Origin of the sequence: Mesorhizobium sp. M0195 (genome assembly GCF_040322115.1) — a bacterium.
Lineage (GTDB): Bacteria > Pseudomonadota > Alphaproteobacteria > Rhizobiales > Rhizobiaceae > Mesorhizobium.
In genome coordinates, this window is sequence record NZ_JAMYSV010000030.1 from 18,984 (window position 1) to 42,938 (window position 23,955).

At 62.9% G+C, this 23,955-nt stretch carries 31 protein-coding genes and 1 pseudogene; 17 read left to right on the forward strand and 15 right to left on the reverse strand.

What is annotated here, in order from left to right:
* Positions 1-39 precede the first annotated feature (39 nt).
* The 6 genes from NKJ12_RS29330 to betI all read right to left on the reverse strand — a co-directional run bounded on the left by NKJ12_RS29330 (position 40) and on the right by betI (position 4,923).
* Complete coding sequence (locus NKJ12_RS29330; RefSeq protein ID WP_352508872.1) at positions 40-453, reverse strand: DoxX family protein; 414 nt, start codon at positions 451-453, stop codon at positions 40-42.
* Positions 454-570: 117 nt separating this feature from the next.
* Complete coding sequence (locus NKJ12_RS29335) at positions 571-1,005, reverse strand: DoxX family protein (RefSeq protein WP_352472646.1); 435 nt, start codon at positions 1,003-1,005, stop codon at positions 571-573.
* A 358-nt stretch (positions 1,006-1,363) separates the two neighbouring features.
* Positions 1,364-1,714, reverse strand: a complete 351-nt coding sequence (locus NKJ12_RS29340) for a hypothetical protein (protein ID WP_352508871.1) — start codon at positions 1,712-1,714, stop codon at positions 1,364-1,366.
* A gap of 72 nt (positions 1,715-1,786) precedes the next feature.
* A complete protein-coding gene (gene fumC, locus NKJ12_RS29345) occupies positions 1,787-3,184 on the reverse strand; it encodes a class II fumarate hydratase (protein WP_352706912.1) in 1,398 nt (465 codons plus the stop codon).
* A gap of 265 nt (positions 3,185-3,449) precedes the next feature.
* Entirely contained in the window at positions 3,450-4,208 is a 759-nt protein-coding gene (locus NKJ12_RS29350; protein ID WP_352706915.1) for an SDR family NAD(P)-dependent oxidoreductase, read from the reverse strand.
* A gap of 112 nt (positions 4,209-4,320) precedes the next feature.
* Positions 4,321-4,923 (reverse strand): choline-binding transcriptional repressor BetI, encoded by a 603-nt coding sequence (gene betI, locus NKJ12_RS29355; protein WP_352690677.1) that lies wholly within the window; start codon positions 4,921-4,923, stop codon positions 4,321-4,323.
* 123 nt (positions 4,924-5,046) lie between these two features.
* Here betI and choX point away from each other — a divergent pair, with 123 nt between their 5' ends.
* From choX to NKJ12_RS29370, 3 genes are read left to right on the forward strand one after another with little or no spacing between them, the layout of a single operon-like run.
* A complete protein-coding gene (choX, locus tag NKJ12_RS29360) occupies positions 5,047-5,982 on the forward strand; it encodes a choline ABC transporter substrate-binding protein (protein ID WP_352706917.1) in 936 nt (311 codons plus the stop codon).
* Positions 5,979-6,818, forward strand: a complete 840-nt coding sequence (locus NKJ12_RS29365; RefSeq protein ID WP_352690680.1) for an alpha/beta fold hydrolase — start codon at positions 5,979-5,981, stop codon at positions 6,816-6,818. Before choX ends, NKJ12_RS29365 begins: the two co-directional genes overlap by 4 nt.
* 8 nt (positions 6,819-6,826) lie before the next feature.
* Positions 6,827-8,275, forward strand: coding sequence for an amidase (locus NKJ12_RS29370; protein ID WP_352706919.1), 1,449 nt, complete (start codon positions 6,827-6,829; stop codon positions 8,273-8,275).
* Positions 8,276-8,319: 44 nt separating this feature from the next.
* Here the strand turns inward: NKJ12_RS29370 and NKJ12_RS29375 are convergent, their stop codons facing one another.
* The gene (locus tag NKJ12_RS29375) at positions 8,320-9,117 is read right to left on the reverse strand and encodes an NIPSNAP family protein (protein ID WP_352706921.1); all 798 of its coding nucleotides are present in this window, start codon (positions 9,115-9,117) and stop codon (positions 8,320-8,322) included.
* Between the two features lie 150 nt (positions 9,118-9,267).
* Here NKJ12_RS29375 and NKJ12_RS29380 point away from each other — a divergent pair, with 150 nt between their 5' ends.
* The gene (locus NKJ12_RS29380) at positions 9,268-9,879 is read left to right on the forward strand and encodes a TetR/AcrR family transcriptional regulator (RefSeq protein ID WP_352706923.1); all 612 of its coding nucleotides are present in this window, start codon (positions 9,268-9,270) and stop codon (positions 9,877-9,879) included.
* 49 nt (positions 9,880-9,928) lie between these two features.
* Here the strand turns inward: NKJ12_RS29380 and NKJ12_RS29385 are convergent, their stop codons facing one another.
* Positions 9,929-10,360, reverse strand: coding sequence for a hypothetical protein (locus tag NKJ12_RS29385; protein ID WP_352706925.1), 432 nt, complete (start codon positions 10,358-10,360; stop codon positions 9,929-9,931).
* A 282-nt stretch (positions 10,361-10,642) separates the two neighbouring features.
* On the opposite strand from NKJ12_RS29385, the gene NKJ12_RS29390 reads away from it, so the two are divergent.
* On the forward strand, positions 10,643-11,773 hold the full coding sequence (locus NKJ12_RS29390; RefSeq protein WP_352706927.1) for a metallophosphoesterase: 1,131 nt from the start codon (positions 10,643-10,645) through the stop codon (positions 11,771-11,773).
* A 64-nt stretch (positions 11,774-11,837) separates the two neighbouring features.
* Here NKJ12_RS29390 and NKJ12_RS29395 read toward each other — a convergent pair whose 3' ends face one another.
* Positions 11,838-12,017 carry a CsbD family protein gene (locus NKJ12_RS29395; RefSeq protein ID WP_352479307.1) on the reverse strand — a complete coding sequence of 60 codons (180 nt, stop codon included), beginning with the start codon at positions 12,015-12,017 and terminating at the stop codon, positions 11,838-11,840.
* Between the two features lie 148 nt (positions 12,018-12,165).
* Between NKJ12_RS29395 and NKJ12_RS29400 the strand changes: the two are divergent.
* Together NKJ12_RS29400 and NKJ12_RS29405 are read left to right on the forward strand one after the other, a co-directional pair.
* Positions 12,166-12,835 (forward strand): annotated as a pseudogene (locus tag NKJ12_RS29400) (glutathione S-transferase family protein).
* Between the two features lie 83 nt (positions 12,836-12,918).
* Complete coding sequence (locus NKJ12_RS29405; RefSeq protein WP_352706929.1) at positions 12,919-13,674, forward strand: SDR family NAD(P)-dependent oxidoreductase; 756 nt, start codon at positions 12,919-12,921, stop codon at positions 13,672-13,674.
* Between the two features lie 19 nt (positions 13,675-13,693).
* On the opposite strand, the gene NKJ12_RS29410 is transcribed toward NKJ12_RS29405, so the two are convergent.
* A complete protein-coding gene (locus NKJ12_RS29410) occupies positions 13,694-14,545 on the reverse strand; it encodes a LysR family transcriptional regulator (RefSeq protein WP_352706930.1) in 852 nt (283 codons plus the stop codon).
* 97 nt (positions 14,546-14,642) lie between these two features.
* On the opposite strand from NKJ12_RS29410, the gene NKJ12_RS29415 reads away from it, so the two are divergent.
* The 7 genes from NKJ12_RS29415 to NKJ12_RS29445 all read left to right on the forward strand — a co-directional run bounded on the left by NKJ12_RS29415 (position 14,643) and on the right by NKJ12_RS29445 (position 18,145).
* Positions 14,643-15,104: a RidA family protein gene (locus NKJ12_RS29415; RefSeq protein WP_352706932.1), complete on the forward strand. Its 462-nt coding sequence runs from the start codon at positions 14,643-14,645 to the stop codon at positions 15,102-15,104.
* A 66-nt stretch (positions 15,105-15,170) separates the two neighbouring features.
* Complete coding sequence (locus NKJ12_RS29420) at positions 15,171-15,962, forward strand: SDR family oxidoreductase (RefSeq protein ID WP_352706934.1); 792 nt, start codon at positions 15,171-15,173, stop codon at positions 15,960-15,962.
* 439 nt (positions 15,963-16,401) lie between these two features.
* Positions 16,402-16,611, forward strand: coding sequence for a cold-shock protein (locus NKJ12_RS29425; RefSeq protein ID WP_010915421.1), 210 nt, complete (start codon positions 16,402-16,404; stop codon positions 16,609-16,611).
* A 344-nt stretch (positions 16,612-16,955) separates the two neighbouring features.
* Positions 16,956-17,183, forward strand: coding sequence for a hypothetical protein (locus tag NKJ12_RS29430; RefSeq protein WP_023677608.1), 228 nt, complete (start codon positions 16,956-16,958; stop codon positions 17,181-17,183).
* Complete coding sequence (locus tag NKJ12_RS29435; RefSeq protein ID WP_292664441.1) at positions 17,183-17,590, forward strand: hypothetical protein; 408 nt, start codon at positions 17,183-17,185, stop codon at positions 17,588-17,590. The genes NKJ12_RS29430 and NKJ12_RS29435 overlap by 1 nt, the downstream gene beginning before the upstream one ends.
* 1 nt (position 17,591) lies before the next feature.
* A complete protein-coding gene (locus NKJ12_RS29440; protein ID WP_023722752.1) occupies positions 17,592-17,756 on the forward strand; it encodes a hypothetical protein in 165 nt (54 codons plus the stop codon).
* 50 nt (positions 17,757-17,806) lie between these two features.
* Positions 17,807-18,145 (forward strand): YkgJ family cysteine cluster protein, encoded by a 339-nt coding sequence (locus NKJ12_RS29445; protein ID WP_352706953.1) that lies wholly within the window; start codon positions 17,807-17,809, stop codon positions 18,143-18,145.
* 37 nt (positions 18,146-18,182) lie between these two features.
* Here NKJ12_RS29445 and NKJ12_RS29450 read toward each other — a convergent pair whose 3' ends face one another.
* Entirely contained in the window at positions 18,183-19,112 is a 930-nt protein-coding gene (locus tag NKJ12_RS29450; protein ID WP_352706936.1) for an AraC family transcriptional regulator, read from the reverse strand.
* A 164-nt stretch (positions 19,113-19,276) separates the two neighbouring features.
* Here NKJ12_RS29450 and NKJ12_RS29455 point away from each other — a divergent pair, with 164 nt between their 5' ends.
* Complete coding sequence (locus tag NKJ12_RS29455) at positions 19,277-19,696, forward strand: nuclear transport factor 2 family protein (RefSeq protein WP_352706938.1); 420 nt, start codon at positions 19,277-19,279, stop codon at positions 19,694-19,696.
* An 86-nt stretch (positions 19,697-19,782) separates the two neighbouring features.
* Positions 19,783-20,394 carry a LysE family translocator gene (locus NKJ12_RS29460; protein WP_352706941.1) on the forward strand — a complete coding sequence of 204 codons (612 nt, stop codon included), beginning with the start codon at positions 19,783-19,785 and terminating at the stop codon, positions 20,392-20,394.
* A 26-nt stretch (positions 20,395-20,420) separates the two neighbouring features.
* Here NKJ12_RS29460 and NKJ12_RS29465 read toward each other — a convergent pair whose 3' ends face one another.
* The 3 genes from NKJ12_RS29465 to NKJ12_RS29475 are packed head-to-tail and all read right to left on the reverse strand — an operon-like array spanning position 20,421 to position 22,333.
* On the reverse strand, positions 20,421-20,807 hold the full coding sequence (locus tag NKJ12_RS29465) for a nuclear transport factor 2 family protein (protein WP_352706944.1): 387 nt from the start codon (positions 20,805-20,807) through the stop codon (positions 20,421-20,423).
* A 17-nt stretch (positions 20,808-20,824) separates the two neighbouring features.
* The gene (locus NKJ12_RS29470; protein WP_352479320.1) at positions 20,825-21,271 is read right to left on the reverse strand and encodes an OsmC family protein; all 447 of its coding nucleotides are present in this window, start codon (positions 21,269-21,271) and stop codon (positions 20,825-20,827) included.
* A gap of 51 nt (positions 21,272-21,322) precedes the next feature.
* Entirely contained in the window at positions 21,323-22,333 is a 1,011-nt protein-coding gene (locus NKJ12_RS29475; RefSeq protein ID WP_352706946.1) for a zinc-dependent alcohol dehydrogenase family protein, read from the reverse strand.
* A gap of 103 nt (positions 22,334-22,436) precedes the next feature.
* Between NKJ12_RS29475 and NKJ12_RS29480 the strand changes: the two genes are divergently transcribed.
* Complete coding sequence (locus tag NKJ12_RS29480) at positions 22,437-23,048, forward strand: TetR/AcrR family transcriptional regulator (RefSeq protein ID WP_352479322.1); 612 nt, start codon at positions 22,437-22,439, stop codon at positions 23,046-23,048.
* Between the two features lie 154 nt (positions 23,049-23,202).
* On the opposite strand, the gene NKJ12_RS29485 is transcribed toward NKJ12_RS29480, so the two are convergent.
* A partial coding sequence (locus NKJ12_RS29485) for a TCP-1/cpn60 chaperonin family protein (RefSeq protein ID WP_352706949.1) occupies positions 23,203-23,955 on the reverse strand: 753 nt, incomplete at its 5' end.

A 23,955-nucleotide genomic window follows, 5' to 3' on the forward strand; every position in this document is an offset into this window, starting at 1 on the left:
AGTTCGTTTTTCTGGACACTGAATAAACCGGGCGGCAGCTTAGGCGCTCGCTGCAACCAGCCGCCCGTCGGCCGACCAGGCGCCCGCACCAGCCATTGCCAGCGCCAGGAAACCGCCTGCTATGGCGATGTCCTTCATCAGCATCTGTGAATGCATGAAGGTCAGCGTCGGATCGTCGCCGCCCTGGCCATAATGACCGAGGAAGCCCGCCGCGATGCAGAAGGCAGCGAGCAGCAGCGCCACGACCGGCGTCTTGAAGCCGACGAGGATGAGCAGCCCGGCGATCAGCTCGAACAGGCCTGTCGCCCAAGCCACCAGCGTCGGCAGCGGCAGGCCGAGGCCGGCGAAATAGCCTGATGTGCCGGCGATGTCGGCAAGCGCATGGAAGCCGGACGGCACGAACAGCGCGGCGAGCAGCAGCCGGGAAAGCAAGAGCAGCGCATTGCGAGGCATGGTGTCCTCCGATATCGGCGACCGATCCTAGCAGAGTTCCAGCCAGCGGATATAACCGACAACGAAACAGGGGCGCGGAAAATTCCGCGCCCCTTTGTTCAGGAACGCTGGACTGCTTCAGCCGCGCTTGGCGTCGATCGAATACGCGCCTGGGCCCGAGGAGGCGAGCACGAGGAAGCCGCCGGCAATGCCGAGGTTCTTCATAAAATTGATCATCTGCATCTGATCGGCCCAGCCGGTGTGGGCGACCAGCGCGGTGGCGACGGTGAAGATCGCCATTACCCAGCCGACGATCCGGGTCTGGAAGCCGACGAGGATGGCCAGGCCGCCAAGCAGTTCGATAAGGCCGACGACAATGGCGGTCACCATCGGCAGCGGCAGGCCAAGGCTGCCGAAATAGCCGGCGGTGCCGGCAATCGCCGTCAGCTTGCCGAAACCGGAAAGCAGGAAGATGACAGAAAGCAGGATGCGGCCGAGCAGGATCGTGCCCGAGGCGCCGGCGGCGGTGCCGGAACCGGCAAACGAAGTGTTGGTGGACGTGTTGGTGGACATGCGTAACTCTCCAGAAGGGTTTGGCCAAACGGCTTGGGATACCCGCCTAGTTAGCGCAGGCCGACTGTTCACCAAAGACGCCAGATTGGTTACGGATTGTTCACCCAGGTAACGTTTTCGCGATGAACATGGGTGTTGTGATCCAGGCATATCAACACCCTAGGCGGCGTGGACAAATTTTAGCCGGTATCTGGCGGTGGCGGTATGGACCATTGATCGGCAGCAATCCTTTCAGAATTCGCCATTCCGCCTCTGTCAGATCGCCTCTGCTCAAGTCCGCCTCCAAAAGCAGCCTTGAATCAATACAGTGCGACGTCGTCAATAGCCGCTGCGCAAGGCTTGGCAGTGCGTGTCGACCTTACGACAGCAGGCGGCCGGAGATGAGTTGCTGGATCAAACGTGCGTCGTGCTCAGGGCCGGGCGATTGGTACCACTCTTTATCCCCGCTGACCCATGCATCAGTCACACGAATACCATTCGGCGAACCCTCGAGACGGACGCCATAGATGCAGGCTCCTGTCCACGAACGATGAAAATAGAGCCAGCCATTCTCAAAAAATATGAACCACTTATCGTCCATATCCCGCGGAACGTGCCCAAGCCTGATCTTCTCGCCTTCGGCGTCCGAATACAGCAATGCAAGATCTATCCGATCTTGCTGCGCTGGGAGGGGGAGCGTTTTCCAAGAGGAGCGTGTGGCTGCTTGCATGCCTCATCTAACCAAAGCCATGAAAATCACACAACGAGCGATTTGCAGGCCGCTCAAATTTGTCCACGCCGCCTAGCCCGGATGCGTCATGTCCTCCGGCCGCACCAGCCGCTCATAGTCGGCTTCGCTGACCAGCCCGGTGGCCAGCGCTTCCTCGCGCAGCGTGGTGCCGTTCTTATGTGCCGCTTTGGCGATCTTGGCGGCGTTGTCGTAGCCGATCGTCGGCGCAAGCGCCGTCACCAGCATCAGCGAACGGTCGAGCGCCGCCTTGATGTTGTCTTCGCGGGCCTCGATGCCGACGACGCAATTGTCGGTGAAGGACACCGAAGCGTCGGCCAGCAGTTGTACCGATTGCAGGAAACAATAGGCCATCAGCGGATTGTAGACGTTGAGCTCGAAATGGCCCTGACTGCCGGCGAAGCTGATCGCCGCATTGTTGCCGAACACCTGCACGCAAACCTGTGTCATCGCCTCGCATTGGGTCGGATTGACCTTGCCAGGCATGATCGACGAGCCCGGTTCGTTTTCCGGCAGCGACAATTCGCCGAGGCCCGAACGCGGGCCGGAGCCGAGCAGGCGGATGTCGTTGGCAATCTTGAACAGCGCCGCCGCGCAGGCATTGATGGCGCCGTGCGAGAACACCATGGAATCATGGGCGGCCAGGGCCTCGAACTTGTTCGGCGCGGTGACGAAATCGATGCCGGTGATCGCGGCGATGCGCGCCGCCACCTTTTCGGCAAAACCGACCGGCGCGTTGAGACCGGTGCCGACCGCGGTGCCGCCTTGCGCCAATTCCTGCAGGCCGGGAAGGGTCATTTCGATGCGCTTGATCGACGAGGCGACCTGCGCCGCATAGCCGGAGAATTCCTGGCCGAGCGTCAGCGGCGTCGCATCCTGCGTGTGGGTGCGGCCGATCTTGACGATGTGGGCGAAAGCCCTGGTTTTGGCGTCGAGTGCCGCATGCAAATGCCTTAGCGCCGGCAGCAGGTCGTGAATGATGCGCTCTGCGCAGGCGATGTGCATGGCCGTCGGATAGGTGTCGTTCGACGACTGGCTCATGTTGACGTGGTCATTGGGATGCACCGGCTTCTTCGACCCCATGACGCCGCCCAAAAGCTCGATCGCGCGGTTGGAAATCACCTCATTGGCGTTCATGTTGGACTGGGTGCCTGAGCCGGTTTGCCAGACGACCAGCGGGAAATGGTCGTTCAGCTTGCCGTCGATGACCTCCTGGGAGGCCTCGATAATGGCCTTGCCGATCGCCGGATCGAGCCGCTTCAGCTCCATATTGGCTTCGGCGGCCGCCCGCTTGACGATGCCCAGCGCCCGCACGATCGAGGCCGGCTGCCTCTCCCAGCCGATCTTGAAATTGGCCAGCGAACGCTGCGCCTGCGCGCCCCAATAGCGGTCCGCGGCGACCTCGATGGGACCGAACGTGTCGGTTTCGGTTCTGGTCTCTGGCGCGCTCACGCAGTCTCTCCGGTTTGCAATTTGCAAACGGCGTATCGCGTTGCACAAACGCCTTCAAGCGGAGATTGCGGGTGACGGGAATGCAAATCGGTTGAAGGTGCTGGCAATCTCCCCACTTGAGGGGGAGATGTCGCCGAAGGCGACAGAGGGGGTCGGTAGGTCTTGACGCAACTCCCATAGCGGACGGAACAGGCTGGTGTTCCACGCGAGACGACCCCCTCTGGCCCTGCCGGCCATCTCCCCCTCGAGGGGGGAGATCGCAACCTCACCCCGCCGTGTATCCTCCATCCACGGCGAAGATTCCGCCGCTGGTCCATGCCGCTTCGTCGCTGGCGAGATAGACGGCGATGCCGGCAAGGTCGCTGGTTCGGCCGATGCGGCCGAGCGGATAGCTGCGCTCGACATAGGCCTTGAGCTCGGCTTGCGCGGCCTCAGGCAGGTTTTCGATCGACCTGCGCCGCATCGCTGTGTCGACCGTGCCGGGCGCGATGGCGTTGACCCTTATGCCGCGCGGCCCAAGCTCGAAGGCGAGCGACTTGGTCAGCGAATTGAGCGCGCCCTTCGACAGCGAATAGAGGCTGGACGGCCGCTTCGGGATCATCTTGTGCGCGAAATAGGACGAGATGTTGATCACCGAAGCCGCACCCGGCGCGAGATGCGGCAACAGCCGCTGGGTGAGGAAGAATACGGCCGTGACGTTGAGCGCGAAGGACTGCTGGAACTGATCCTCGCTGACGGTTTCGAACGGCACAAGGAACGCCACGCCGGCATTGTTGACGAGGATATCGACAGGTGGGCCGCGCCTGGCATGCTCGACCACGGCATCGATGCCGGCGCTGGCCGATAGGTCGGCCGAAAGCGTTTCGACATTATCCCCGAGCTGCTTGCGGGCGGCGTCGAGTTTTTTGCCGTCGCGGCCGACGATCAGCACGTCCGCGCCTTCGCGCAAAAACGCCTCGGCGATTGCCAGCCCGATCCCGTCCGAACCGCCGGTGACCAGTGCCCGTTTGCCGCCTAGTCTCATCCAACACGCCCGCGCTTTGCCGTCTTGTCTGGTAAGGAGAGCAGCGCCGTTGCCGATTGTGGTCAAGCCTCCGGCTTATCCTACAATATGAACTTTCGGCTGATGCGCCTGTCTATTCGGCAGCGGCTGCACCGCGCCGAACAGCCAGGCGGGTAGCGACGAAATCCTTGACCTGATGAATGGCCTGTTCACGCGTAACGCTGCCGGGCTGCAGGCCAAGCCGCAACCACAGCCCGTCGATCAGGGCGGTGACGCCGAAAGCGATCTCGTCAGCATCGCGCCCCGGCGCCAGACCGCGCAGGCCGGACAGCAGGTTGGAGCGCATGCGCGCATGGATCACCTTCTGGATGCGGGCAAGCTTTTCGTCGCGCGGCACCTCCGCGCAAAGTGAAAGCCAGGCGTGGCAGAGGGACGGCTGGAAGAGATGCGGCTCGAAATTGCCTTCGATGATGGCATCTATCCGTTGCATTGGCGTACGCGCCTGCCTCAACCGCTCCACCACCGCATGACGCAGCACCAGGTTCGATTCGCGCATGGCATGCTCGAAAAGCTCCCGCTTGCTGTTGAAATAGTGCAGCACGATGCCCTTTGATGCGCCGGCCTGTGCCGCCACTTTTTCTATGGTGGCGCCAGCTATGCCTTCGCGCTGAAGCACGGCAAAGGCGGCTTGCCGCAGCTCCTTGCGGCGTATGTCGCTGAGACGCTTGAGTTTCACGGGCGGGGATCCATGCATCGAAAACCGACGTTGACATTTTTGTCCGCCGAGATCAATGATTGACCGTTGGGACAATTTAAAAACCGAATGGTCAACGTCGTTGGTGAAATGAGGAGAACCGAAATGCTTCGTTGCCTTGGAATAGGAGCCTCGCTCTGCGTCCTGGTGGCGATCCGGCCGGCCTTTGCGGCTGAACCCGAGCAATGCAAGGTCGTGCGCATGGCCGAGCCTGGATGGAACGACCTTGCCTTCACCACCGGCGTCACCAGCGTCTTGCTCGATGCGCTCGGCTATAAGCCGGCAAGTTCGCTTCTGGGCATCAACGTCATCTATGAATCCTTGAAGAACAATGATTTAGACGTGTTCCTTGGCTATTGGGATCCGGCGATGATCACCTACTACGAGCCCTATAAGAAGGACGGCTCGGTGGACGATGTGCGCGTCAATCTCGTCGGCGCCAAATACACTTTTGCCGTGCCGACTTACGTCTGGGAGGCCGGCGTCAAGGACTTTGCCGACCTGCAAAAGTTCGCCGACAAGTTCGGCAGGAAGATGTACGGCATCGAGCCGGGCTCGAACCAGCTGATGATGGACGCCATCGCTGATAAGTCGCTCGGCCTCGATGGCTGGCAGGTCGTCGAATCGAGTGAAGCCGGCATGCTTTCCGAGGTCGGCTACGAGATCAAGGAAAAGCGCTTCATCGTCTTCCAGGGCTGGGCGCCGCATCCAATGAACACGATGTACGACTTCAAATATCTGAGCGGCGGCGACAAGTTCTACGGACCGAACTTCGGCGCCGCGACGGTGACGACGCAGGTGCGCAAGGGCTATCTGCAGCAATGCCCGAATGTCGGGCAGTTGCTGAAGAATCTCGCCTTCGACATCGATTTCGAAAATCTCGGCATGGGCTATCTCATCAATGACGGCATGAAGCCGGAGGAAGCCGGCCTGAAGGCGGTCAAGGAGAATCCGGATAGGCTCGGCGCCTGGCTTGCCGGTGTCACCACATTCGATGGCAAGCCCGCGCTCGACGCAGTCAAGCAGCAGCTCGGCCTGTGATATCGGCCGATCAGGCGGGCTGGAACGGCCGCAAGCGCAAGGTCGGTGCTGAAACGGCCTGCGTCGAAATCGCCGGGCAGGAGCCCGCGCTGGTGCTGGTGCACGGCTTCTCCGACACGAGCCGCAGCTTCTCCTTGCTGGCGCCGCATCTCGCCGGGCGCCGGCGTGTCATTCCAGACCTGCGCGGGCATGGCGCCTCGCCGGCCGGGACACGCGGCTTCGCCCCGGCGGATTTCGCGGAAGATGTGGCGAGTTTGATCGAGCGATTGCGGCTCGAGCGGCCGGTTCTGGTCGGGCATTCCCTGGGCAGCATGGTGGCGATCGAGGCAGCCGCGCGCTACCCCGAGATGATCGGTGGCCTGGTGCTGATGGCCGGAACGCTGCGCCCGCAGATCGGTGAGGATCACCCGATGACCATTGGTGTGCGGGCACTTCGAGACCCGATATCGCCGGCCGATCCGTTCTACGAATATTGGCATGCCTGCGAGGCCGAGGTTCCAGCGGACTTCCTGACCATGGCTGCAAAGGAAGCGTCAGCCATGCCGGCGGCACTTTGGTGCGCAATCCTGGAGCAGGTTCGGCGCGTCGATCTGACCGACAAGGCGCGCACGCTGCACCTGCCGGCGCTTGTCATTGCGGGCGGGCGCGACCTGCTCTTCGACGAAACGCACCAACGGCGGCTCCTCGAAGAAATCCCCGCCGCCGCGCTTGTAAGCGCGGTGCGATGCGGACACAACCCGCACTGGGAGGATCCGGCATTGGTTGCGGCAGCCATCGCCCGGTATTTCAAGGTCTGGAATGAAGCCGACCTCGAAGCGACCGGCAATCTGGGCTGAGAGCAGTCATGAACCTTTCCGAATACGTGGCGTTGGATGCCGTCGCCCTGGCCGGGCATGTTCGCTCGGGTGAACTGTCGGCTGTCGAGGTCGTTGAGGCGGCTATCGAAGCGATCGAACGCATCAATCCCGCCATCAATGCCGTGACACTGATCGATGCGGACCGGGCGCTTTCCGTGGCGGCAAGCTGCAACCGGCAGGCCGCACTCGCCGGCATTCCCTTCTTGGTCAAGGACACCGGCGTCAATGTACGGGAGTGGCCGACGACGCACTCGTCGCTCTACTTCAAGGATGCCGCGCCGAAGCCCGACAGCGAGATCGTCCGGCGCTGGCGGGCCGCCGGTCTGATCTTGCTGGGAAAGACAAACACGCCTGAATTTGCCAACGACTTCGTCACCGAACCCAGCTTTCGCGGCCCCACCTTGAACCCCTGGGATCCTTCGCTGACGGCGGGCGGCTCAAGCGGCGGAGCTGCCGCCGCGGTGGCAAGCGGCATGGTGCCGGTCGCCCACGGTTCCGACATCGGCGGCTCGATCCGGGTGCCGGCTGCCTGTTGCGGCGTGTTCGGCATGAAGCCGTCGCGCGGGCTCACGCCTGTCGGCCCTGATCGAGGTCAGGTCGGCGCCGGGCTCTACGCCGACAGTGTCCTATCCCGCACCGTTCGGGACAGCGCCGCCATGCTGGACATGACTGCCGGTCCAGAACAAGGAGCGCCTTACTCCGTGCCGAAATCGGTGCCATCCTACCTGGACTCGCTGTTTTCGCCCGGCGAGCGTCTGCGCGTCGCGTGCCTGGCGCACCGGCCGGATGGCACGCCGGTCGCGTCCGAGATCGGGGAAAAATTCCAGGAAGCCATGCGCCTCCTCGAGGACAGGGGGCTCGAGGTCACAGAGGCGCGTTTCCCGCGGGAAGCCGGCGCCGAAGCGGACTGGAGCATCTTCTGGATGTCGGAGGTCGCGCGGCTGGTTGACGAGCGCGCCGATGAGATCGGGCGGATGCCGGGTGCCGGCGAAATCGAAAGCCTGACTCGTCACGCGCTCGACTGTTTTCGGCGATCCTCGGCCGCCGATTATCTCAAGGCGCAGGACCATGTGCACAGCGCTTCGCTGGCGATGGCGATGGCATTCGATGCGTTCGACCTGATCATGACGCCGACGACGGCCGAGCTTACGCCCCGGATTGGCGCCATCCATGGCGATGGTGCTGTCTTCGACTACGAGGCTTGGGCGAGCCGGGCCTACGGCTTTGCGCCCTTCACGGAAATCTTCAACGTCACCGGGCAACCGGCCGCCAGCCTGCCGCTGTTCCAGTCGAAAGGCGGCCTGCCGATTGGCATCCAGCTTATTGGCCGCAAGAACGAGGACCACCGGCTGCTTCGCGTTTCCCTTGACCTGGAGCAGGCAACCGCATGGACCACGCGTTACCAGGCGATCCATGCCAGGCACTTTCAGGCATGAACCAGGAGGCTCCGGCGACGTAGGGGGGCGTCGACGATGTTGGTTCATACCGAAATTGGGTGCTGCCCGAGCAGCGATCGCGCCGTCGGTAACAGACGCAAAACCTCCGCGGGCCTGGCGAATTCCCCTTGTACGGTCTGCTGAAGCGCCTGCCAGTCCGGGGAGGCAGCCAAGGCTGCCTCATGGCGGGCATACGCTTCGGCGCTGGCGAAACCCGTGACGCTGATGAAGACGTTTTCGCTGGCCCGCACCGGCAGCCGCGGAAAGCTGTTTTCGGCATGTTCGGTGACGAAGGCGGCCAGCGGCTGTGCGCCAAATGCGGCAAGCACCGGAAGAGCCGCGGTCTGGAAGTCCCGGGCGAAGCCGGCTTCCAGGCCCGGTCGCAAATGATGAATCTTGATGACAACAATTGTCTGCAAAGCACTGCTTGTGCTTGGTTCTTCGAGATCCGTCTGGATTGCTCGTTGCGATCCCGAGAGATCGAAGCCGGCGCCCGCCCAGGCCGGCCTCAGCAGCAGCACGTCGTCGGAATCGATCATCGTGGCGTTGGCGGCGTCGCGCCAGGCTGCCCAGACCGGCCCGTCATAGAAGGCGGTCAGAGCGTTTTTCCGCGCTTCCATGCCGTCGAAGCCGCGCAGCCAGACGAACATGTCCGGTCGGTCGAGATCGCGGAACTGGCCGATGATGGTCATTCCCGCGGTTTCCTGGCCCTCGATCAGGTGATTGTCGAAGATGCCGATCAGCGTCTCGCGCTGGCCGTGTTTCAGCGTGTATTGCCTGAGTTCGAAGACGGGCAAGGCGAGCAGATCGGGATTAGGTATGGCGTTCAAAGGCAGGTTCATCGCGCGAGCTCCAAAACAGGACAGTCATCCTGTTTTGCAAAACAGACCGGTTGTCCTGTTTTGTCAATCTGCTATCGTGTGAAGATGTCAGCAGAGATATCCGCTCGCCCAAGGTCGCGGCCTCAAAAACGCACCAACGACCCCGAAGGCATGCGCAAGAAAGTGCTCGACGTCGCCGAGGAGGCGTTTCAGGCACGCGGCTATCATGCGTCCAGCATGGGCGACCTGATGGCGACGGCGGACGTCACCGGCGGCGCGCTGCACCACCATTTCCCAACCAAGAAGGCGCTGGCGCTTGCAGTGATCGAGGAGCGGGTCGCCGCCGCGGTCGAAGAGACATGGATCGCACCGGTGCGGATGGCTCCCTCAGCGCGCGAGGGCGTGCGCTCCGTGTTCACGGCCGTCGCGGCGGAGCTGGAGCGGCAAGGTTTCGTGCGCGGTTGCCCGCTCAACAACCTGGCGCATGAACTGTCGCTTGCCGATCCGGATTTCCGCATTGCCCTTGCCGGCATTTTTTCGGCCTGGCGCCAGGCGATCGCCGACAAGATCAGCGCCGACCAGCGGGCGGGACGGGAGCTGGGCACTGATCCGCAGCGCTTCGCAGCGCTTGCTGTCGCCAGCTATTCGGGCGCCATGTCGATGGCCAAGACCGCACAGGACGCAAGCGTGCTGCGCGACTGCCTGATGGCGTTGGAGCAGGGAGTTATGTCGTCCAAAACAGGAACGAGGCGACGTAGCAGTATATTGCACAGAGCCCTTTGACGCCCGCAGGACCGTCGCTCACTATGACCGAGGCGGGGAGGCCGAGCTCTTAATTCGCTAGCGGCTTGATCAGCTCGTAGCCGACCACGCTTTCGGCGCTGGTGCCCTCGTCATAGCGCCTGGCCACAACTGCCTGCAGATCGGGTGCGTAAAGCGCGGTGAACTCGTCCCGCGTCTCGCCGGCCTCGCTCCTGATCGTCTGCTTGACCGCGAGCACGGCGTATTTGCAATCACCCAGGCTGAACGTCTCCTTGCCCTTGACGTTGATCTCCAGCGTCTCGGTGCCCTTCGGCGGCTTGTTCGGTGCAAGACGGGCAAACACGATCTTGCTCTTGGCCCCCGCCTTCAGTGGGAACACCTTCCTGAGATCGGAAAACGGGATCATCGCCATCTCCCCTGTGCTGCTGTCGCGAAACACTTCGATCAGCCCGCCGAACAGGTACTGCGACTGCGGCGATTGCGACTGGTATTTTGTTGGCAACCGCCACCATTCCGCCCGCCGCCGGACGAAATTCGCTGTGGATGCCAGGCCTTTCGAGAACGAAGCCGGCCTTGGCCGATTTGGCGTCGATGCACGCCGAGGCGTGCGCTGCGCTCGTCATCGCCAGGATCGCCATTGTCATGCCGCTGGATGCAGTTTTCATGGCGTCCTCCTCTGCCCGCGCAAGTTGAATGCCGAAAGCAATGCCAGACCTGGGAGAACGTGTCGACACACTTTGCGAGCAACTGGACTGCCGGTTCGCGTCGTGCTGAATTTTAGCGCATGATGCATCGTATTTCCGCCCGACCGGTCTCCCGGCGCAGTTTCCTGATGAAGGCAGCGGCCGTTGCCGCGGCCGGCGCCGTTTCGCGCCCGGCCTTCGGCCAGACCGGGCAGCGCATTCCGCCGATCGACGCCACCTTCCTGTTTATCGCTGATGTCCATGCCTGCCGCATGGCGAACGGATTGAGCCCGCACTGCGAGCAGGAAGGCAAGACCGACGCCGCCCTGCTGCGCAATGTCGCCGCGCTCAACGGCATCGCCGACAGACAATGGCCGGCTGAAATCAACGGCGTCGCCACCGGTCTGCATTCGACGGGCAATATCGGCACGCCGCTCGGCCTCGTCGTTGGCGGCGACATCACCGATGATGGTGGCGGCCAGATCACCCAGCCCAGCGAAGGCACGCAGCTGCTCCAGTTCAGCCAGCGCTACCAGCAGGGCGTTGGCCCCGACCGCGTGCACATGCCGGTCTATGTCGGCCTCGGCAATCACGACCTCGACCAGAACGGCCCGCGCTCGCATGTCGACTGGTACCGCCGCGAAATGCGCGACTACGTCGAGGTCAATCACCGCCCCGGCGTTTTCTTCAAGCCGCCCGCGCCGGCGACCAACTACGATCTCGAGACCGATTGCTATTCATGGGATTGGGGCGGTCTGCATCTTGTCCAGACGCACCGTTTTGCCGGCGATACCGGCCATGGCGCCACCAGCAGCCTGCCATGGCTGAAGCAGGACCTGGCGACCTATGCCGGCGACGGCCGCCCGGTCATCCTGTTCCAGCATTATGGCTGGGATAATTTTTCGATCGAAAGATGGGACGCCGCCGAGAAGACCTTCGACGACAACGGCACGGGCCCACCGCATTGGTGGAGCGAAGCCGACAGGCAGGCGCTGCTGGCTGTGCTGAAGGGCTACAACATCGTCGGCATCTTCCATGGCCACCAGCACGCGACGCCGATGATCTATCACCGTGACGGGCTCGATTTGTTCAAGCCGAAGGCTGCCTTCATGGGCGGCTTTGCGTTGGCGCGGGTGACCGGCAGCAGCATGGATGTGGTGCTGGGCGAAGCCGCCGGAGATCATGGCGAGGTCGCCTTCACCAATGCCTACAGCAAAAGTCTGACTTTCTGACGGGCAGGAGAGGGCGCAAAAAGGCGGCCGAGCCGCCTTTTTCTGGTTTGCGAAGGGCTCGGCGTCAAAGCGCCTTCTTCACCTTGTGCTTCACGTCGCCGTAAGCCTTCTGCATCTTGCCGGTCGCCTTGTCGACGTCGCCTTCGGCTTCGGTGCGCCTGTTGCCGGTGGCCTTGCCGGCGGTCTGCTTGACCGAGCCCTTGGCTTGCTTGGCAACGCCGGCAACCTGATCCTTGTTCACCATCTCGCATCTCCTGATCCGTTCGCCTGGAGAAACGGTCGCGGATCGCTTAGGTTCCGGGTTCGGCCCGTCGATTGGCATAGCTTCCGGTCGCGAAGCCGACAGGATAGGGTGCACCAGGACGCCCGAACAGACAGGGGCCGGAGGGACAATGGCTGAATTCACGCTCTTCATCGGCAACAAATGTTTTTCGTCGTGGTCGCTGAGGCCGTGGCTGGCGATGAAGTATCTGGAGATCCCGTTCGAGGAAGGTCTTGTGCGCCTGCGCACGCCCGAGACCGCGGCCAATCTGGCCAGGATATCGCCGACAGGCCAGGTGCCGGTGCTGAACCATCGGCTGCCGAATGGCGCGGTCCGGATCGTCTGGGAAACCCTTGCCATCCTTGAATATCTCGCCGAGCTGTTTCCCGGGAAAAAGCTCTGGCCGGCCGACATCGGCGCCCGCGCGCTGGCCCGCTCGGCGGCGACAGAGATGCATTCCGGCTTTCGCGAGGTCCGCTACGGCTGGCCGATGAATTTGCGCCGGCCAAAAGGCCACAAGCCGCTCGACGCCGAAGGTGAGGCACAACGGGCGCGCATCGAGGAGCTATGGCGCGAATGCCGCGAAAAATACGGCAAAAGGCGGCCCGTTCCTGTTTGGCCATTTCACCGCGGCCGACGCCATGTACGCGCCGGTCGTCACCCGCTTCGACACCTATGGCGGCACGCTGGCAACCGATACCCGCGCCTATGTCGACGCTGTGCTTTCGATGCCGGCGATGCGCCACTGGTATGCCGAGGCGGCAAAAGAGCCTTGGCCGGAGCCCGGCCCAGACGAATAGAGCCGAGCAACCCGCAAGCTGGTCTTCCGCTTCGCCGCCCGCGGCCTATCTGAAGATCGGGCTGGGGCCTCGGAGACTTCACAATGATATCTGTTCCTTCCGCATTGGCCGGCAAGGTCGCGCTGGTCACCGGCGCATCGTCGGGCATTGGCGAGGCGACGGCTGCGGCTTTGGCCGCCGCCGGGGCCAAGGTGGCGATTGCCGCACGCCGCGCCGATCGCCTCGAAGCGCTGGCCGCGCGTATCGAAAAGGCCGGCGGCGCGGCGCTCCGCATCGAGGCCGACGTCACCAGCAACGATGATGTCACCGAGATGGTCGACAAGGTTGTCGCCGAATGGGGCCGCCTCGACATCCTCGTCAACAATGCCGGGGTGATGCTTCTGTCGCCCGCCGCCGAAGCGGTGCTCGACGACTGGCGCCGCATGGTCGAGCTCAACCTGCTGGCGCTGATGGGGGTCACCAAGGCGGCGCTGCCGCATCTCAGGGCCGCCAAGGGTCACATCGTCAACGTCTCGTCGGTCGCCGGCCGTGTCGCCAATCCGGGGGCCAGCGGCTACGCAGCAACCAAGTTCGGTGTCGTCGGCTTTTCCGAATCGCTGCGCCGCGAAGTCTACGCCGACAAGGTTCGCGTCACCGTCATCGAGCCCGGCCTGGTGCGCACCGAGCTCGGCGACCACATCACCAATCCGGCGTTCAAGGCTGATCTGGACAAGCGGCTCGCCGCCATGGAGGCGCTGACCGCCGAGGACATCGCCGCGGCCATTCTCTACGCCGTGAGCCAGCCGCCACACGTCAACGTCAACGAGATCGTCATCCGCCCGACCGACCAGGAACGATGAACGGCGTCGGATCTTTTCACTACGCCTCAAATCCCGTCCGCAGGAAATCGCCACATTCCTCGACCAGCCGCGACGGGTCCCTCGCAAGGTAGACGCCGAAATCCGCCGTCGGCGCCGGCGGCAGGTTGAAGCGTCCGTTGAGGCTTTGGCAGTCGGGCGGCAGTCCTTCATGCAGCAGAAGCCCAATGCCAAGCCCGGCCCTCAGCGCCGAGATCAGTGTCGCAAAGGTCGACACGCGGCAGCCGATCTTCCAGCCGATTCCCGCCTTGGCGAGCGAAGCCAGCATCCTGTCCTGCCAGGAGCAGGCGCCCTCGAAGATGATCAGCGGCAGCTCGACCTCGTCGTCGATCTCGATCATGCGGCTTGCCGCCCAGACCAGCTGTCGCGACAGATGGCCTCGCGGCGCCATTGTGAAGCGCGCCGGATCGGCCATGACGATGTCGCATTTTCCTTCGCCCAGCGACTTGCTGAGATCGCTGCTGCTGGCCGATGTCAGTTCGATCTCCACGAAAGGATGCCGGCGCCGGAAGTCGGCGATGATCAACGGCAGCCGCGTTACCGCCAAATCCTCGACGATGCCCAGCCGGACACGGCCGACCAGCCTGCGGCCTTCTATCTCACGCCTGGCATCGTCGCCGATCGCGATGGCCTTGCGGGCGAAGGCGAGCAGGATCTCGCCGGGCTCGGTCAGCGTCACGCCGCGCGGCGAGCGGTGCAGCAGCTCCGCGCCGACTTCGCCTTCGAGGCGCTGAAGCTGCATGCTCACCGCCGCCTGGGTGCGGGCAAGCCGATCGGCTGCCCGGCTCACCGTCCCGGTATCGGCCACGGTGACGAAGGCACGCAGCAGTCTGACGTCGATATCTCCGGTCATAAGAATTCCTGATAGCTGTGTCAGCACTATCAGGCTATCCGAAAGCCCGATCTGAATTCAAGGTCTGCTCGCACGAACGAAAACAGGAGCAGCCACCTTGTCCTACAGAAGAAGATTTGAGGAGTTCGGTGTCGCCTGGCCGTCGCTCGACCGGCCCGCTTTGCCGTTCTCGCCGACGGTTCGCGTTGCCGACATCGTCTATGTCTCCGGTCAGATCCCCGAAATCGGGCAGGAAATCGCCGCGATCGGCCAGGTTGGCGCAGAGATCGATCTGGCTGCTGCGCGCAACGCCGCCCGGCTTTGCGCGGCCAACGTCGTCTATTGGCTGGACAAGGAACTGGACGGCAATCTCGACCGCGTCGTGAAATTCGCCAAGCTGACCGTCTATGTGAATGCGGCGGCCGGCTTTTCGGCCTATTCGGAGGTCGGCAACGGAGCATCCGAATTTCTGCTCCATGTTTTCGGCGGGCGTGGCGAGCACGCCCGCTGCTCGCTCGGCATGGCCGGCTTGCCGGCCAATGTTCCGGTCGAAGCCGACGCTATCGTGCATGTCCGCTGATGCACCCCCAAAGCATGCACTCGGCGCTTATCCGGGAGTGCGCAGTGAAACCAGAGGAGGCTTGGCTTGATAGGTGCAAATCTTGAGAGGCGGAGGGCGCTTGTTCTCGGCGGAGGCAAGGGCCTCGGTTTCGGCGTTGCCGAAGCGCTCGCGGCGAAAGGCGCCGAGATCATCCTGGTCGGACGAGGGGAGGCGACCCTGGATGCGGCGCGACGCGCAATCGAGCCCGCAGGCCACATCTGCTCGACCTTCAGCGCCGACCTCTCCGACAACGACAGCGTCTCCCGGCTGATCCGTGCCGTCGAGGGCGAGCATCAGCGGATCGACATCGTCCTGCTCAATGGCGGCGGCCCGCCACCCTTCGCGGCTAGCGTCTTCGATGCGAGCGTCTGGGAGAAGCAGTTCACCAGCATGGTCCTGAGCCAGATGCGCATCGCCATTTCTTTCCTGCCAGGCATGCGGGCGCGGCGCTGGGGACGCATCATCGCCGTTTCTTCGACTTCCGTCCGCGAACCGATCCCCGGCCTTACCGCTTCGAACGCGTTGCGTGCCTCGCTCGCCGGCTGGGCCAAGACCCTGGCCGGCGAAGTGGCGGCGGACGGCGTCACCGTCAACCTGTTGCTGCCGGGCCGTTTTGCAACAGACCGGACGAAACAGTTCGACGTCGTGGACGCAGCCGACAGGGGTGTCGACGTTGCCGTGGTCGCCGCCGAGAGTCAGGCCGAGATCCCGGCAAAGCGCTACGGCACCCCCGCCGAATTCGGCGCGGTTGCCGCATTCCTGGCCAGCGACGACGCCGCCTATATCACCGGCGTGGCTTTGCCGGTGGATGGCGGGCTCAGCCGGGCCATGCTGTGAGGGGCAGGGTGAAGCGGCGCGAATGGTCGCATCACAGGAACGCCCCTCGTGCCTTTTATCTGCGCGGGGGGCGTCCTGTTTGTCGTCCGCTTCTCTCAAGATCGCTCTTTCAAGAACGGCTTTCGACACCGAAAGAATGCCCGCGGTGCCAAAATGGTTCCCGGCTAAGTGGTTTTTTCGGCGGGCAATAGCCCGGCTTTCGCCGTCCGATGTGCTGGCGCGGGCCGCCGCCGCGCGTCTCCGCGAGTGTGGAAAATCAAAAAAATTGACACAACGCGCAAAGAAGTCTATAAGAATTTTGTCGATATTTGTTTGACCGACTTTTGTTATCCGCGTGCTTAGGCGCGCCTTTGGCGAACTTCCCCCATCAAAATCGAGACAAACGTTGTTGTGCATCCGCATGACGGCGAACGAATATTTGCCATGGAAAGGGTTCGTTATGAGCACAGGCACAGTTAAATGGTTCAACGCCACCAAGGGTTTTGGTTTTATTCAGCCTGACGACGGTTCTGCCGACGTTTTCGTCCACATCTCAGCCGTCGAGCGCGCCGGAATGCGCGACATCGTCGAGGGCCAGAAGCTTGGCTACGAGATGGTCCGCGACAACAAGTCGGGCAAGATGTCCGCCGACCAGTTGAAGGCGGCCTAAAACGGAATTAAGCCTCACCGGTGACCACGGATGTACTGGCACCGGTGAATGGCAAATTCCAGCGCATGATCGCGGGGATGTTAAGTCCCCGCTCATGCGCATGAGAAGAACGTTTCCTTGCGCGTCTCTCGGGATGCTCGGGCGCTCTCATGGAAGGTCAGGCGGTGCCTGGCCTTTTTCATTTTTGCGCTTCGATCGCCGAAAGAGCGCTGCTCGACGGCCCGGACGTGCTAAGGACGTTCCAGCAATTTGAAACCGGCTGCCGTATTGCTTTGTGCGGGATCCTGGCCGAAAGACCAGTCTCGCCACTTTTCGGCGGCGTGCTCCGAACCGGGAGAAAGACCTTGACCGCAACTTCAAAAAAACCCCGCGACCAGGCCGAATCCATTTTCAGCAAGACGCGGACCCAGTCGATGTCGCTCGACCGCATCAATTCCGAACGGGATGCCGTCAGCCAGGCCCGCGAAGCCAAGACCGCGCGGCTGCGCGAATTGCGCCTGGAGAAGGAAGCCGACGACATGGCGGCGGCGGTTGCGCTCGCGGCCTCGCCGAAACGCGCAGGCAAACGCTGATGGCCACCAAACGCGTGCCTCAAAAGGCGATCGCCGCAGATTCGACCATCGCCGATGTCGTGGGCGAACTAGACAAGCCGGTCGAATATGTCCGGCGCGTGCTCGAAAAGCTCGAGCGCTGCAGGCGTGTCCACGGCGATGCCCAGGTTCGGCTCGGCGTGCGCGGTCGTGCCGAATGCCCCAATTATCTGATCGAATACGTCCGGGAAAACGCCAAGACCCGCGAGCGCGTGACCTTTCAGGATGCCGCCTACAGCGGCAGCACGCATCGCGAGCTGGCGCCCCGGCACATCGAGGAAGCCAGGAACTGGTCGCCCGAAGAAATGAATATCACGGCCGTTTCGGCGCTCATCGGCCGCCTTCGCAATCCGAATGCGCCATCATCGCGTTTCTCTGACGAGGATTGATATGGCAATCAAGTTTTCCGCCAAGGGCCAGCCGGCAGCGCCTGCTGCCGCCGTGAAGCCGGCCAAACCGGCGGCCGCGCCAAAAACCGGCGAAGCCGCCGAAGCGGGCACCGATCTGTTCAGGTCGCCGGCGGAAGCACCGCCGCGTAAGCCCAAGAAGAAATAGCGCCCTTGCAGCAAAATGCCGACCGGAAATCTGCGCCAAGGCTGCTTGACCTGGCGGTCGCAGAGGAGTTTTCGTCGCTACAAGAGGGCGCCGGTCCGATTGCCTTCGATTGCCAGACCTGTGGCGCCTGCTGCGCCTACTCGTCCAGATGGCCGCGCTTCTCCACCGAGGATGACGCGCAGCTCGACCTTATCCCGCAAAAATACGTGGCTGCCGACGAAGCCGGTATGCGCTGCGACGGCGCGCGCTGTTCGGCACTGTGCGGCGAGGTCGGCAAGTCGACGGCCTGCGGCATCTACGACATCCGCCCCGACGTCTGCCGCGCCTGCATGCCGGGCGATGACGACTGCCTGATCGCGCGTCGGGCTCACGGTCTGCCGACGCTGTAATGACGGCCCTCGGGCTGGCGTCTCAGTTTGAATTTCGTCAATCAGATGCGCGAAAGTCGCTGCGGTAGAGGCCGGGCGATCGTCCGGTCAATCGTTTGAATGCCTGCGAGAACGACGGCACCGATTCATATCCGACGGCGCGCCCGATCTCGCCAATGTTCTGGTTCGTTTCCCGCAGAGCCTTGGCGGCAAGGTTCATCCGCCACCGGGTCACATAGGACAGCGGCGGCTGTCCTACCAGTTGAGCGAAGCGACGCGCGAAGGTGGCCCGGGACTGTGCTGCGCCGCTGGCAAGGGAAGCGATGGTCCAGGGATTGCCCGGCCGCTCGTGGATCAGGCGCAAAGCCTGCGCAATGCCTTTGTCGCGCAAGGCGCCAAACCATCCCCCTGTTCCGAGTGGCTGATGTTCGATCCAGGCACGCAACAAGAAGATCAACGTGCTGTCGAGAAGGCGTGGGGCGACAATGTCGTGGCCGCCGAGATCGCCTTTCGCTTCGACCTGCAGAAGTTCCAGGGCAAGCCGCAGCGGCTCGCTGGTGCCAATCTGATTTCGGGTCAAATGGATCAGCGGAGGAAGCAGCGAAACCATCGGGTATGGCCCGACGCCGTCGAGTGAATATCTCGCACAAAGAAGAGTTGTCGCGTCGCTCTCGCTTTTCGGTTCCAGTCCGCTCCGATTTGCGGAAAGGACGGCGGATATCGATGCCGTCGGTGCATCCGCCGGATTGCAAAGGGCATGCCCGATACCGCTCGCGACAAGGATGACATCTCCCTCGCCTAAGCGGATCGGCTCTTTTGGACCAGTCAGCCGCAACCAGCATTCGCCGTTCTGTATGACGTGGATGGCGGCATTCCTTGTCGGATCCACCGAAATACCCCATGGCCGATGCAGGGTCGCGCTGCCGATCATGGCGCTGCCAAATCGCAGCGAAGCAAGAAGTTCGGACAAGGCGTCCATGAGAACCATCCTCCGACAATGAACCAGACGATATTAGACGATTGGATAAGAATCCAGGCGAATAGCATATCGATCATCTCACAAGCGTGGCTGATTATATTGGCAATGTCGGCCGAGCCTGCGGACGCTCCAGTCCACAACAGGCAGAAGCAGGCACCTGAAGGAGCAAAAACATGCGTGACGAACCATCAAATCCAGTTCCAGCCAAGATCCATAATTCGCTCGAGACCAACAAGGCGATCGTCCTGGACTTCATCGACAAAGCAGTAAATCAAGGCAACATCGAAGCTGCTTCGATGCATTTTGGCGAACGCTACATCCAACACAATCCCAACATTGCCGATGGTGCGGACGGTTTCAAAGCCTATCTGCAGCAGCTCAAACAGTCATTTCCCCTCGTGAGGGGAGAGGTGAAGCGGATTTTTGCCGAAGGGGATTTCGTCATCGTGCACATGCACGCAAAACGCGAACCGGAGGAGGAGGGCTTGGCCATTGTCGACATTTTCAGGCTGAAGGACAGCAAGCTGGTCGAACACTGGGAAGTTCGGCAGCCCATCGCGGATAGCAAGCTGCACGCCAATAGCATGATCTGAATGCGGACAGGCTCTCAGGCTGGCTTGTGCCCGCACGTTTCGCTGATTACGCTGCCGGCGGCGGGGCCAGCACCGGGAGACCATCTGTGAGCATCGAATTTCTGTTGACGTCGCTGATTGTCGTGGCTTCGCCCGGCACCGGCGTTCTCTATACGCTGAGCGCCGGGCTTTCGCGTGGTGCGCGCGCCAGCATCATTGCCGCGTTCGGCTGCACGCTCGGCATCATTCCGCACATGGCGGCCGCCATCACCGGCCTCGCGGCTCTGCTGCATACCAGTGCCGTCGCCTTCGAGACGCTGAAATATCTCGGCGTCGCCTACCTGCTCTACATGGCCTGGAACACGCTGAAGGAGAAGGGTGGCCTGAGCGTCGAAGAAAATGTTGCGCCGCGCTCGGCCGGCAAAGTGATCACTTCGGGCATCCTCATCAACATCCTCAATCCGAAGCTGTCGATCTTCTTCTTTGCCTTCCTCCCGCAATTCGTCAGCACCACCGAACCGCATGCGCTGTCGCAGATGCTGGAGCTCAGCAGCGTCTTCATGCTGCTCACCTTGGCGGTCTTTGTCGGCTACGGCGTTTTCGCGGCGTCAATCCGCAGCCATGTCGTGTCGCGGCCAAAGGTGCTGACCTGGATGCGCCGTACCTTCGCCGGAGCCTTTGTCATGCTCGGCGCCAAACTGGCGCTGGCGGACCGGTAGACAGGAAGGTCGCGGGCAGCGCAAATCTATCCCTTCACATAGCCCATGGCCTCGACGATCTGCCCGTCCGCCACGCGCATCAGGTTAACGCCGCGCAGCGAATTGCCGTCGGCCATCCAGTAGCGCCAGCGGATCGTCGCCCGGTCTCCGGCGACGAAGGTTTCTTCGATGTCGAAGCGCGTGCCGGGTCCGGTCGCGATCGCCGACCACAGTTCGACGCAGGCGCCCTTGCCGATGCGGCGGCCGCCGTCCGGGGCCGGCGTGGTGTTCTCGATCACGCAGTCTTCCGCCACCAGATCGTCGAGCGCCGATGGGTCGTGGCGCTGGAAGACCTCGTTGTAGCGCCGCATGATCTCGGCCGTTTCGGCGGAGCGTTTGGCCGCGGCGATGTCGATGATGAGTTCCTGTGTCATTGGATATTCCTTTCCCTTCAGTGATCAGTAGCGGTTTCGATGAGGCGGGCCGTGAGCGTGATCACGGCGACGCCGGCCAGCGCCCGCGATACGAGGCAGCTCTCCTTGGCCGTCTGCGCCAGCCGCTCGAAATCCCCCGCCGCCAGCCCGGCGACGCTTGCCTCGGTCTCCAGCTCGATACGGGTCAGCGTCGGTCCGGCCGCGGTGGCGCCGAGATGGGCTTTCGCGATCGTGTGGATGCGCGCGGGGGTGTAACCTTCGCGGCCGAGAATGGCGCTTAGCGCCATCGAGAAGCAGCCGGCATGCGCCGCCGCAATCAATTCCTCCGGGTTGGTGCCGGGACCGTTCTCGAAACGCGACGGGAAGGAGTAGGCACCTTCGAAGACGCCGCTACCTAGTCTCAGCCGACCCGAACCTTCCTTCAACGATCCCTGCCATTGAGCTTCTGCTTCACGAATGGTCATTGCGTCTCTCCTTTTAGTTTGAGGCTCGATCGAATTTTGGGGGTGAACCAGTCAGGCGCCGTCGACGACCACTTTCCCGAAGACGTCGCCTTGCTGGAAATAGCGATAGGCGTCTTGGGCCTCGTCGAAGGCGAACACCTTGTCGATGACAGGCTTAAGCCGATGCACCGAGATGGCGCGCAGCATGGCTTCGAGGTTGGCGCGATTGCCGACGAACAGCCGGCTGATGGTGGCGAGGCTGCGTTGGTAGACCGGGCCGGGGATCTGCACCGTCCCGCCTTTCGCATCCTGTATGGTGAGAAGCACGATGCGCCCGTAAAGCGCGCAGGCGATCATCGATTGCGCGAAGGTCGGCGGGCCGCCGGTCTCGACGACGAGGTCGACGCCGCCGGTCTGCTCACGCACCGCAGCACCCCATTCCGGCATGCCGGCTGTCGAGACGACGAGGTCGGCGCCCAGCGCCCGCAGCCGGTCCAGCTTCTCGCTGCGCGAACTGACGGCCACGACCCGGCAGCCGAGCAGCTTGGCGAATTGCAGCGCAAACAGCGCGACGCCACCTGAACCGATGACAAGGACCCATTGGCCGGGCTTCGGCATTTCGGCTGCCGTCACCGCATTCCAGGCGGTCAGGCCGGCGCAGGTCAGCGTCGCCGCTTGATGCCAGTCGAGATGATCGGGAAGCCGCACCGCCCATTGCTCATCGAGCACCGCGTATTCGGTCAGCATCCCGTCCAGTGTGCAACCGAGCTGGTCGATCAGCCCGGCATTGATGTGGCCGTCGATCCAGCGCGCAAAATAGCTGCCGGTGATGCGGTCGCCGACGGCGAAGCGGGTGACGGAATCGCCGACGGCAACGACTTCGCCGGCACCGTCGCTCAGCGGGATAACGCCCTGGCGTGGCGCCAGTGGATAGGTGCCGTTGAGGATCATCGTGTCGCGGCGGTTGAGCGAAGCGGCGCGCACACGCACGGCGATCTCGTGTTGCTTCGGCGCCAGCTGCGCCTCATCGCGCCTCACCAGGCGTTCGATTCCGCCGGTTCCTTCAAGGCGATAACTGCGCATATCGGCTCTCCTTCCCGAATATGTAGACTGATCTACATATTAAGTAGACCGATTGCTATATTGGACGCAAGGCCTATAGTGTTCACTCCTGACAGAGGTTGACATGGCGAACGACACCCGCACCCGTATGATCGAGACGACGGCGCGGCTGCTGAGGCAGCGCGGCTACCACGGCACGTCGCTCAACGACATCTTGAGCGCCTCAGGCGCACCGAGAGGCTCGCTCTACTTCCACTTTCCGGGCGGCAAGGACCAATTGGTCATCGAGGTGACGCGCGACAGCGTCGACGAGGTGACGCAGAGGCTGGGCGCCGCGCTCGCCGCCGAAAAGGACCCGGCGGTGGCTGTCCACCACATCTACCAGTCTGTCGCCCGCATGCTGGAAGACAACCAGTTCACGCTCGGTTGCCCGATCGCGCCCGTGGTGCTGGACTCGCCGGCAGACATGCCGGAGTTGGCCGAATTGTGCCGCTCGGCTTTCGAGCAGTGGATAGGCTTGCTCAGGGCCGCCTTCGTCAGGGCAGGGGTGCCCGAGCGCCGCGCGCACGCGCTCGCATTGCTGGTCGAATCATCGCTGGAAGGGTTGATGGTGATCGCACGCGCCACCCACGACCGTGCCCCTGTGCTGGCAGTAGCCGATGAAGTCGCGGCGCTGATTGAGGGTGCATTGCCTGCCAAAATCTCACCCTCGCGGCGGATTGACGCCGCCGTCTGAGCGGGCAAACCGCTAAAGCAAACAAAAAGGGCGACCTCTCGGCCGCCCTTTCCGTATCTGAAGGTAGATGGGCTGGACTAGAAATCCATGCCGCCACTCAAGCCCGCTTGCGGGCTTGAGCAACGTGAGTTCATGGGCGTGCTTTATGGACTTCTTAGAAGTCCATGCCGCCCATGCCGCCCATGCCGCCGCCGCCCATGCCGCCAGGCATGCCGCCGCCAGCCGACTCCTTCTTCGGAGCCTCCGCGATCATGGCTTCGGTGGTGACGAGCAGGCCGGCGACCGAGGCCGCGTCCTGCAGAGCCGTGCGCACAACCTTGACCGGATCGACGATACCCATGGCGATCATGTCGCCATATTCGCCGGTCTGGGCGTTGTAGCCGAAGGTCGCGCCCTTGTTCTCGAGGATCTTGCCGGCAACGATCGATGCTTCCGCACCGGCGTTGGCCGCGATCTGACGGGCCGGAGCCTGCAGCGCGCGACGCACGATCGCGATGCCCGCGGTCTGGTCGGAGTTGGCGCCGGTGACGGTGATGGCCAGCGAAGCGCGCAGCAGGGCGACGCCGCCGCCGGGAACGATGCCTTCTTCGACGGCCGCGCGGGTCGCGTTGAGGGCGTCATCGACGCGGTCCTTCTTTTCCTTGACTTCCACTTCGGTCGCACCGCCGACGCGGATGACGGCAACGCCGCCCGCCAGCTTGGCGAGACGTTCCTGCAGCTTCTCCTTGTCGTAGTCCGAGGTGGTCTCCTCGATCTGCTGCTTGATCTGGGCGACGCGGGCCTGGATTTCTTCCTTCTTGCCGGCGCCGTCGACGATGGTGGTGTTCTCCTTGGAGATCGACACCTTCTTGGCGCGGCCGAGCATGTTGAGGCCGACATTCTCGAGCTTGATGCCGAGGTCTTCGGA

Coding starts and splice junctions, on each gene's coding strand:
- NKJ12_RS29330 (WP_352508872.1), bottom strand. CDS start 453: ATGCCTCGCAATGCGCTGCTCTTGCTTTCCCGGCTGCTGCTCGCCGCG.
- NKJ12_RS29335 (WP_352472646.1), bottom strand. CDS start 1,005: ATGTCCACCAACACGTCCACCAACACTTCGTTTGCCGGTTCCGGCACC.
- NKJ12_RS29340 (WP_352508871.1), bottom strand. CDS start 1,714: ATGCAAGCAGCCACACGCTCCTCTTGGAAAACGCTCCCCCTCCCAGCG.
- NKJ12_RS29350 (WP_352706915.1), bottom strand. CDS start 4,208: ATGAGACTAGGCGGCAAACGGGCACTGGTCACCGGCGGTTCGGACGGG.
- choX (WP_352706917.1), top strand. CDS start 5,047: ATGCTTCGTTGCCTTGGAATAGGAGCCTCGCTCTGCGTCCTGGTGGCG.
- NKJ12_RS29370 (WP_352706919.1), top strand. CDS start 6,827: ATGAACCTTTCCGAATACGTGGCGTTGGATGCCGTCGCCCTGGCCGGG.
- NKJ12_RS29375 (WP_352706921.1), bottom strand. CDS start 9,117: ATGAACCTGCCTTTGAACGCCATACCTAATCCCGATCTGCTCGCCTTG.
- NKJ12_RS29380 (WP_352706923.1), top strand. CDS start 9,268: ATGCGCAAGAAAGTGCTCGACGTCGCCGAGGAGGCGTTTCAGGCACGC.
- NKJ12_RS29390 (WP_352706927.1), top strand. CDS start 10,643: ATGATGCATCGTATTTCCGCCCGACCGGTCTCCCGGCGCAGTTTCCTG.
- NKJ12_RS29395 (WP_352479307.1), bottom strand. CDS start 12,017: ATGGTGAACAAGGATCAGGTTGCCGGCGTTGCCAAGCAAGCCAAGGGC.
- NKJ12_RS29405 (WP_352706929.1), top strand. CDS start 12,919: ATGATATCTGTTCCTTCCGCATTGGCCGGCAAGGTCGCGCTGGTCACC.
- NKJ12_RS29410 (WP_352706930.1), bottom strand. CDS start 14,545: ATGACCGGAGATATCGACGTCAGACTGCTGCGTGCCTTCGTCACCGTG.
- NKJ12_RS29425 (WP_010915421.1), top strand. CDS start 16,402: ATGAGCACAGGCACAGTTAAATGGTTCAACGCCACCAAGGGTTTTGGT.
- NKJ12_RS29435 (WP_292664441.1), top strand. CDS start 17,183: ATGGCCACCAAACGCGTGCCTCAAAAGGCGATCGCCGCAGATTCGACC.
- NKJ12_RS29440 (WP_023722752.1), top strand. CDS start 17,592: ATGGCAATCAAGTTTTCCGCCAAGGGCCAGCCGGCAGCGCCTGCTGCC.
- NKJ12_RS29450 (WP_352706936.1), bottom strand. CDS start 19,112: ATGGTTCTCATGGACGCCTTGTCCGAACTTCTTGCTTCGCTGCGATTT.
- NKJ12_RS29455 (WP_352706938.1), top strand. CDS start 19,277: ATGCGTGACGAACCATCAAATCCAGTTCCAGCCAAGATCCATAATTCG.
- NKJ12_RS29465 (WP_352706944.1), bottom strand. CDS start 20,807: ATGACACAGGAACTCATCATCGACATCGCCGCGGCCAAACGCTCCGCC.
- NKJ12_RS29470 (WP_352479320.1), bottom strand. CDS start 21,271: ATGACCATTCGTGAAGCAGAAGCTCAATGGCAGGGATCGTTGAAGGAA.
- NKJ12_RS29475 (WP_352706946.1), bottom strand. CDS start 22,333: ATGCGCAGTTATCGCCTTGAAGGAACCGGCGGAATCGAACGCCTGGTG.
- NKJ12_RS29480 (WP_352479322.1), top strand. CDS start 22,437: ATGGCGAACGACACCCGCACCCGTATGATCGAGACGACGGCGCGGCTG.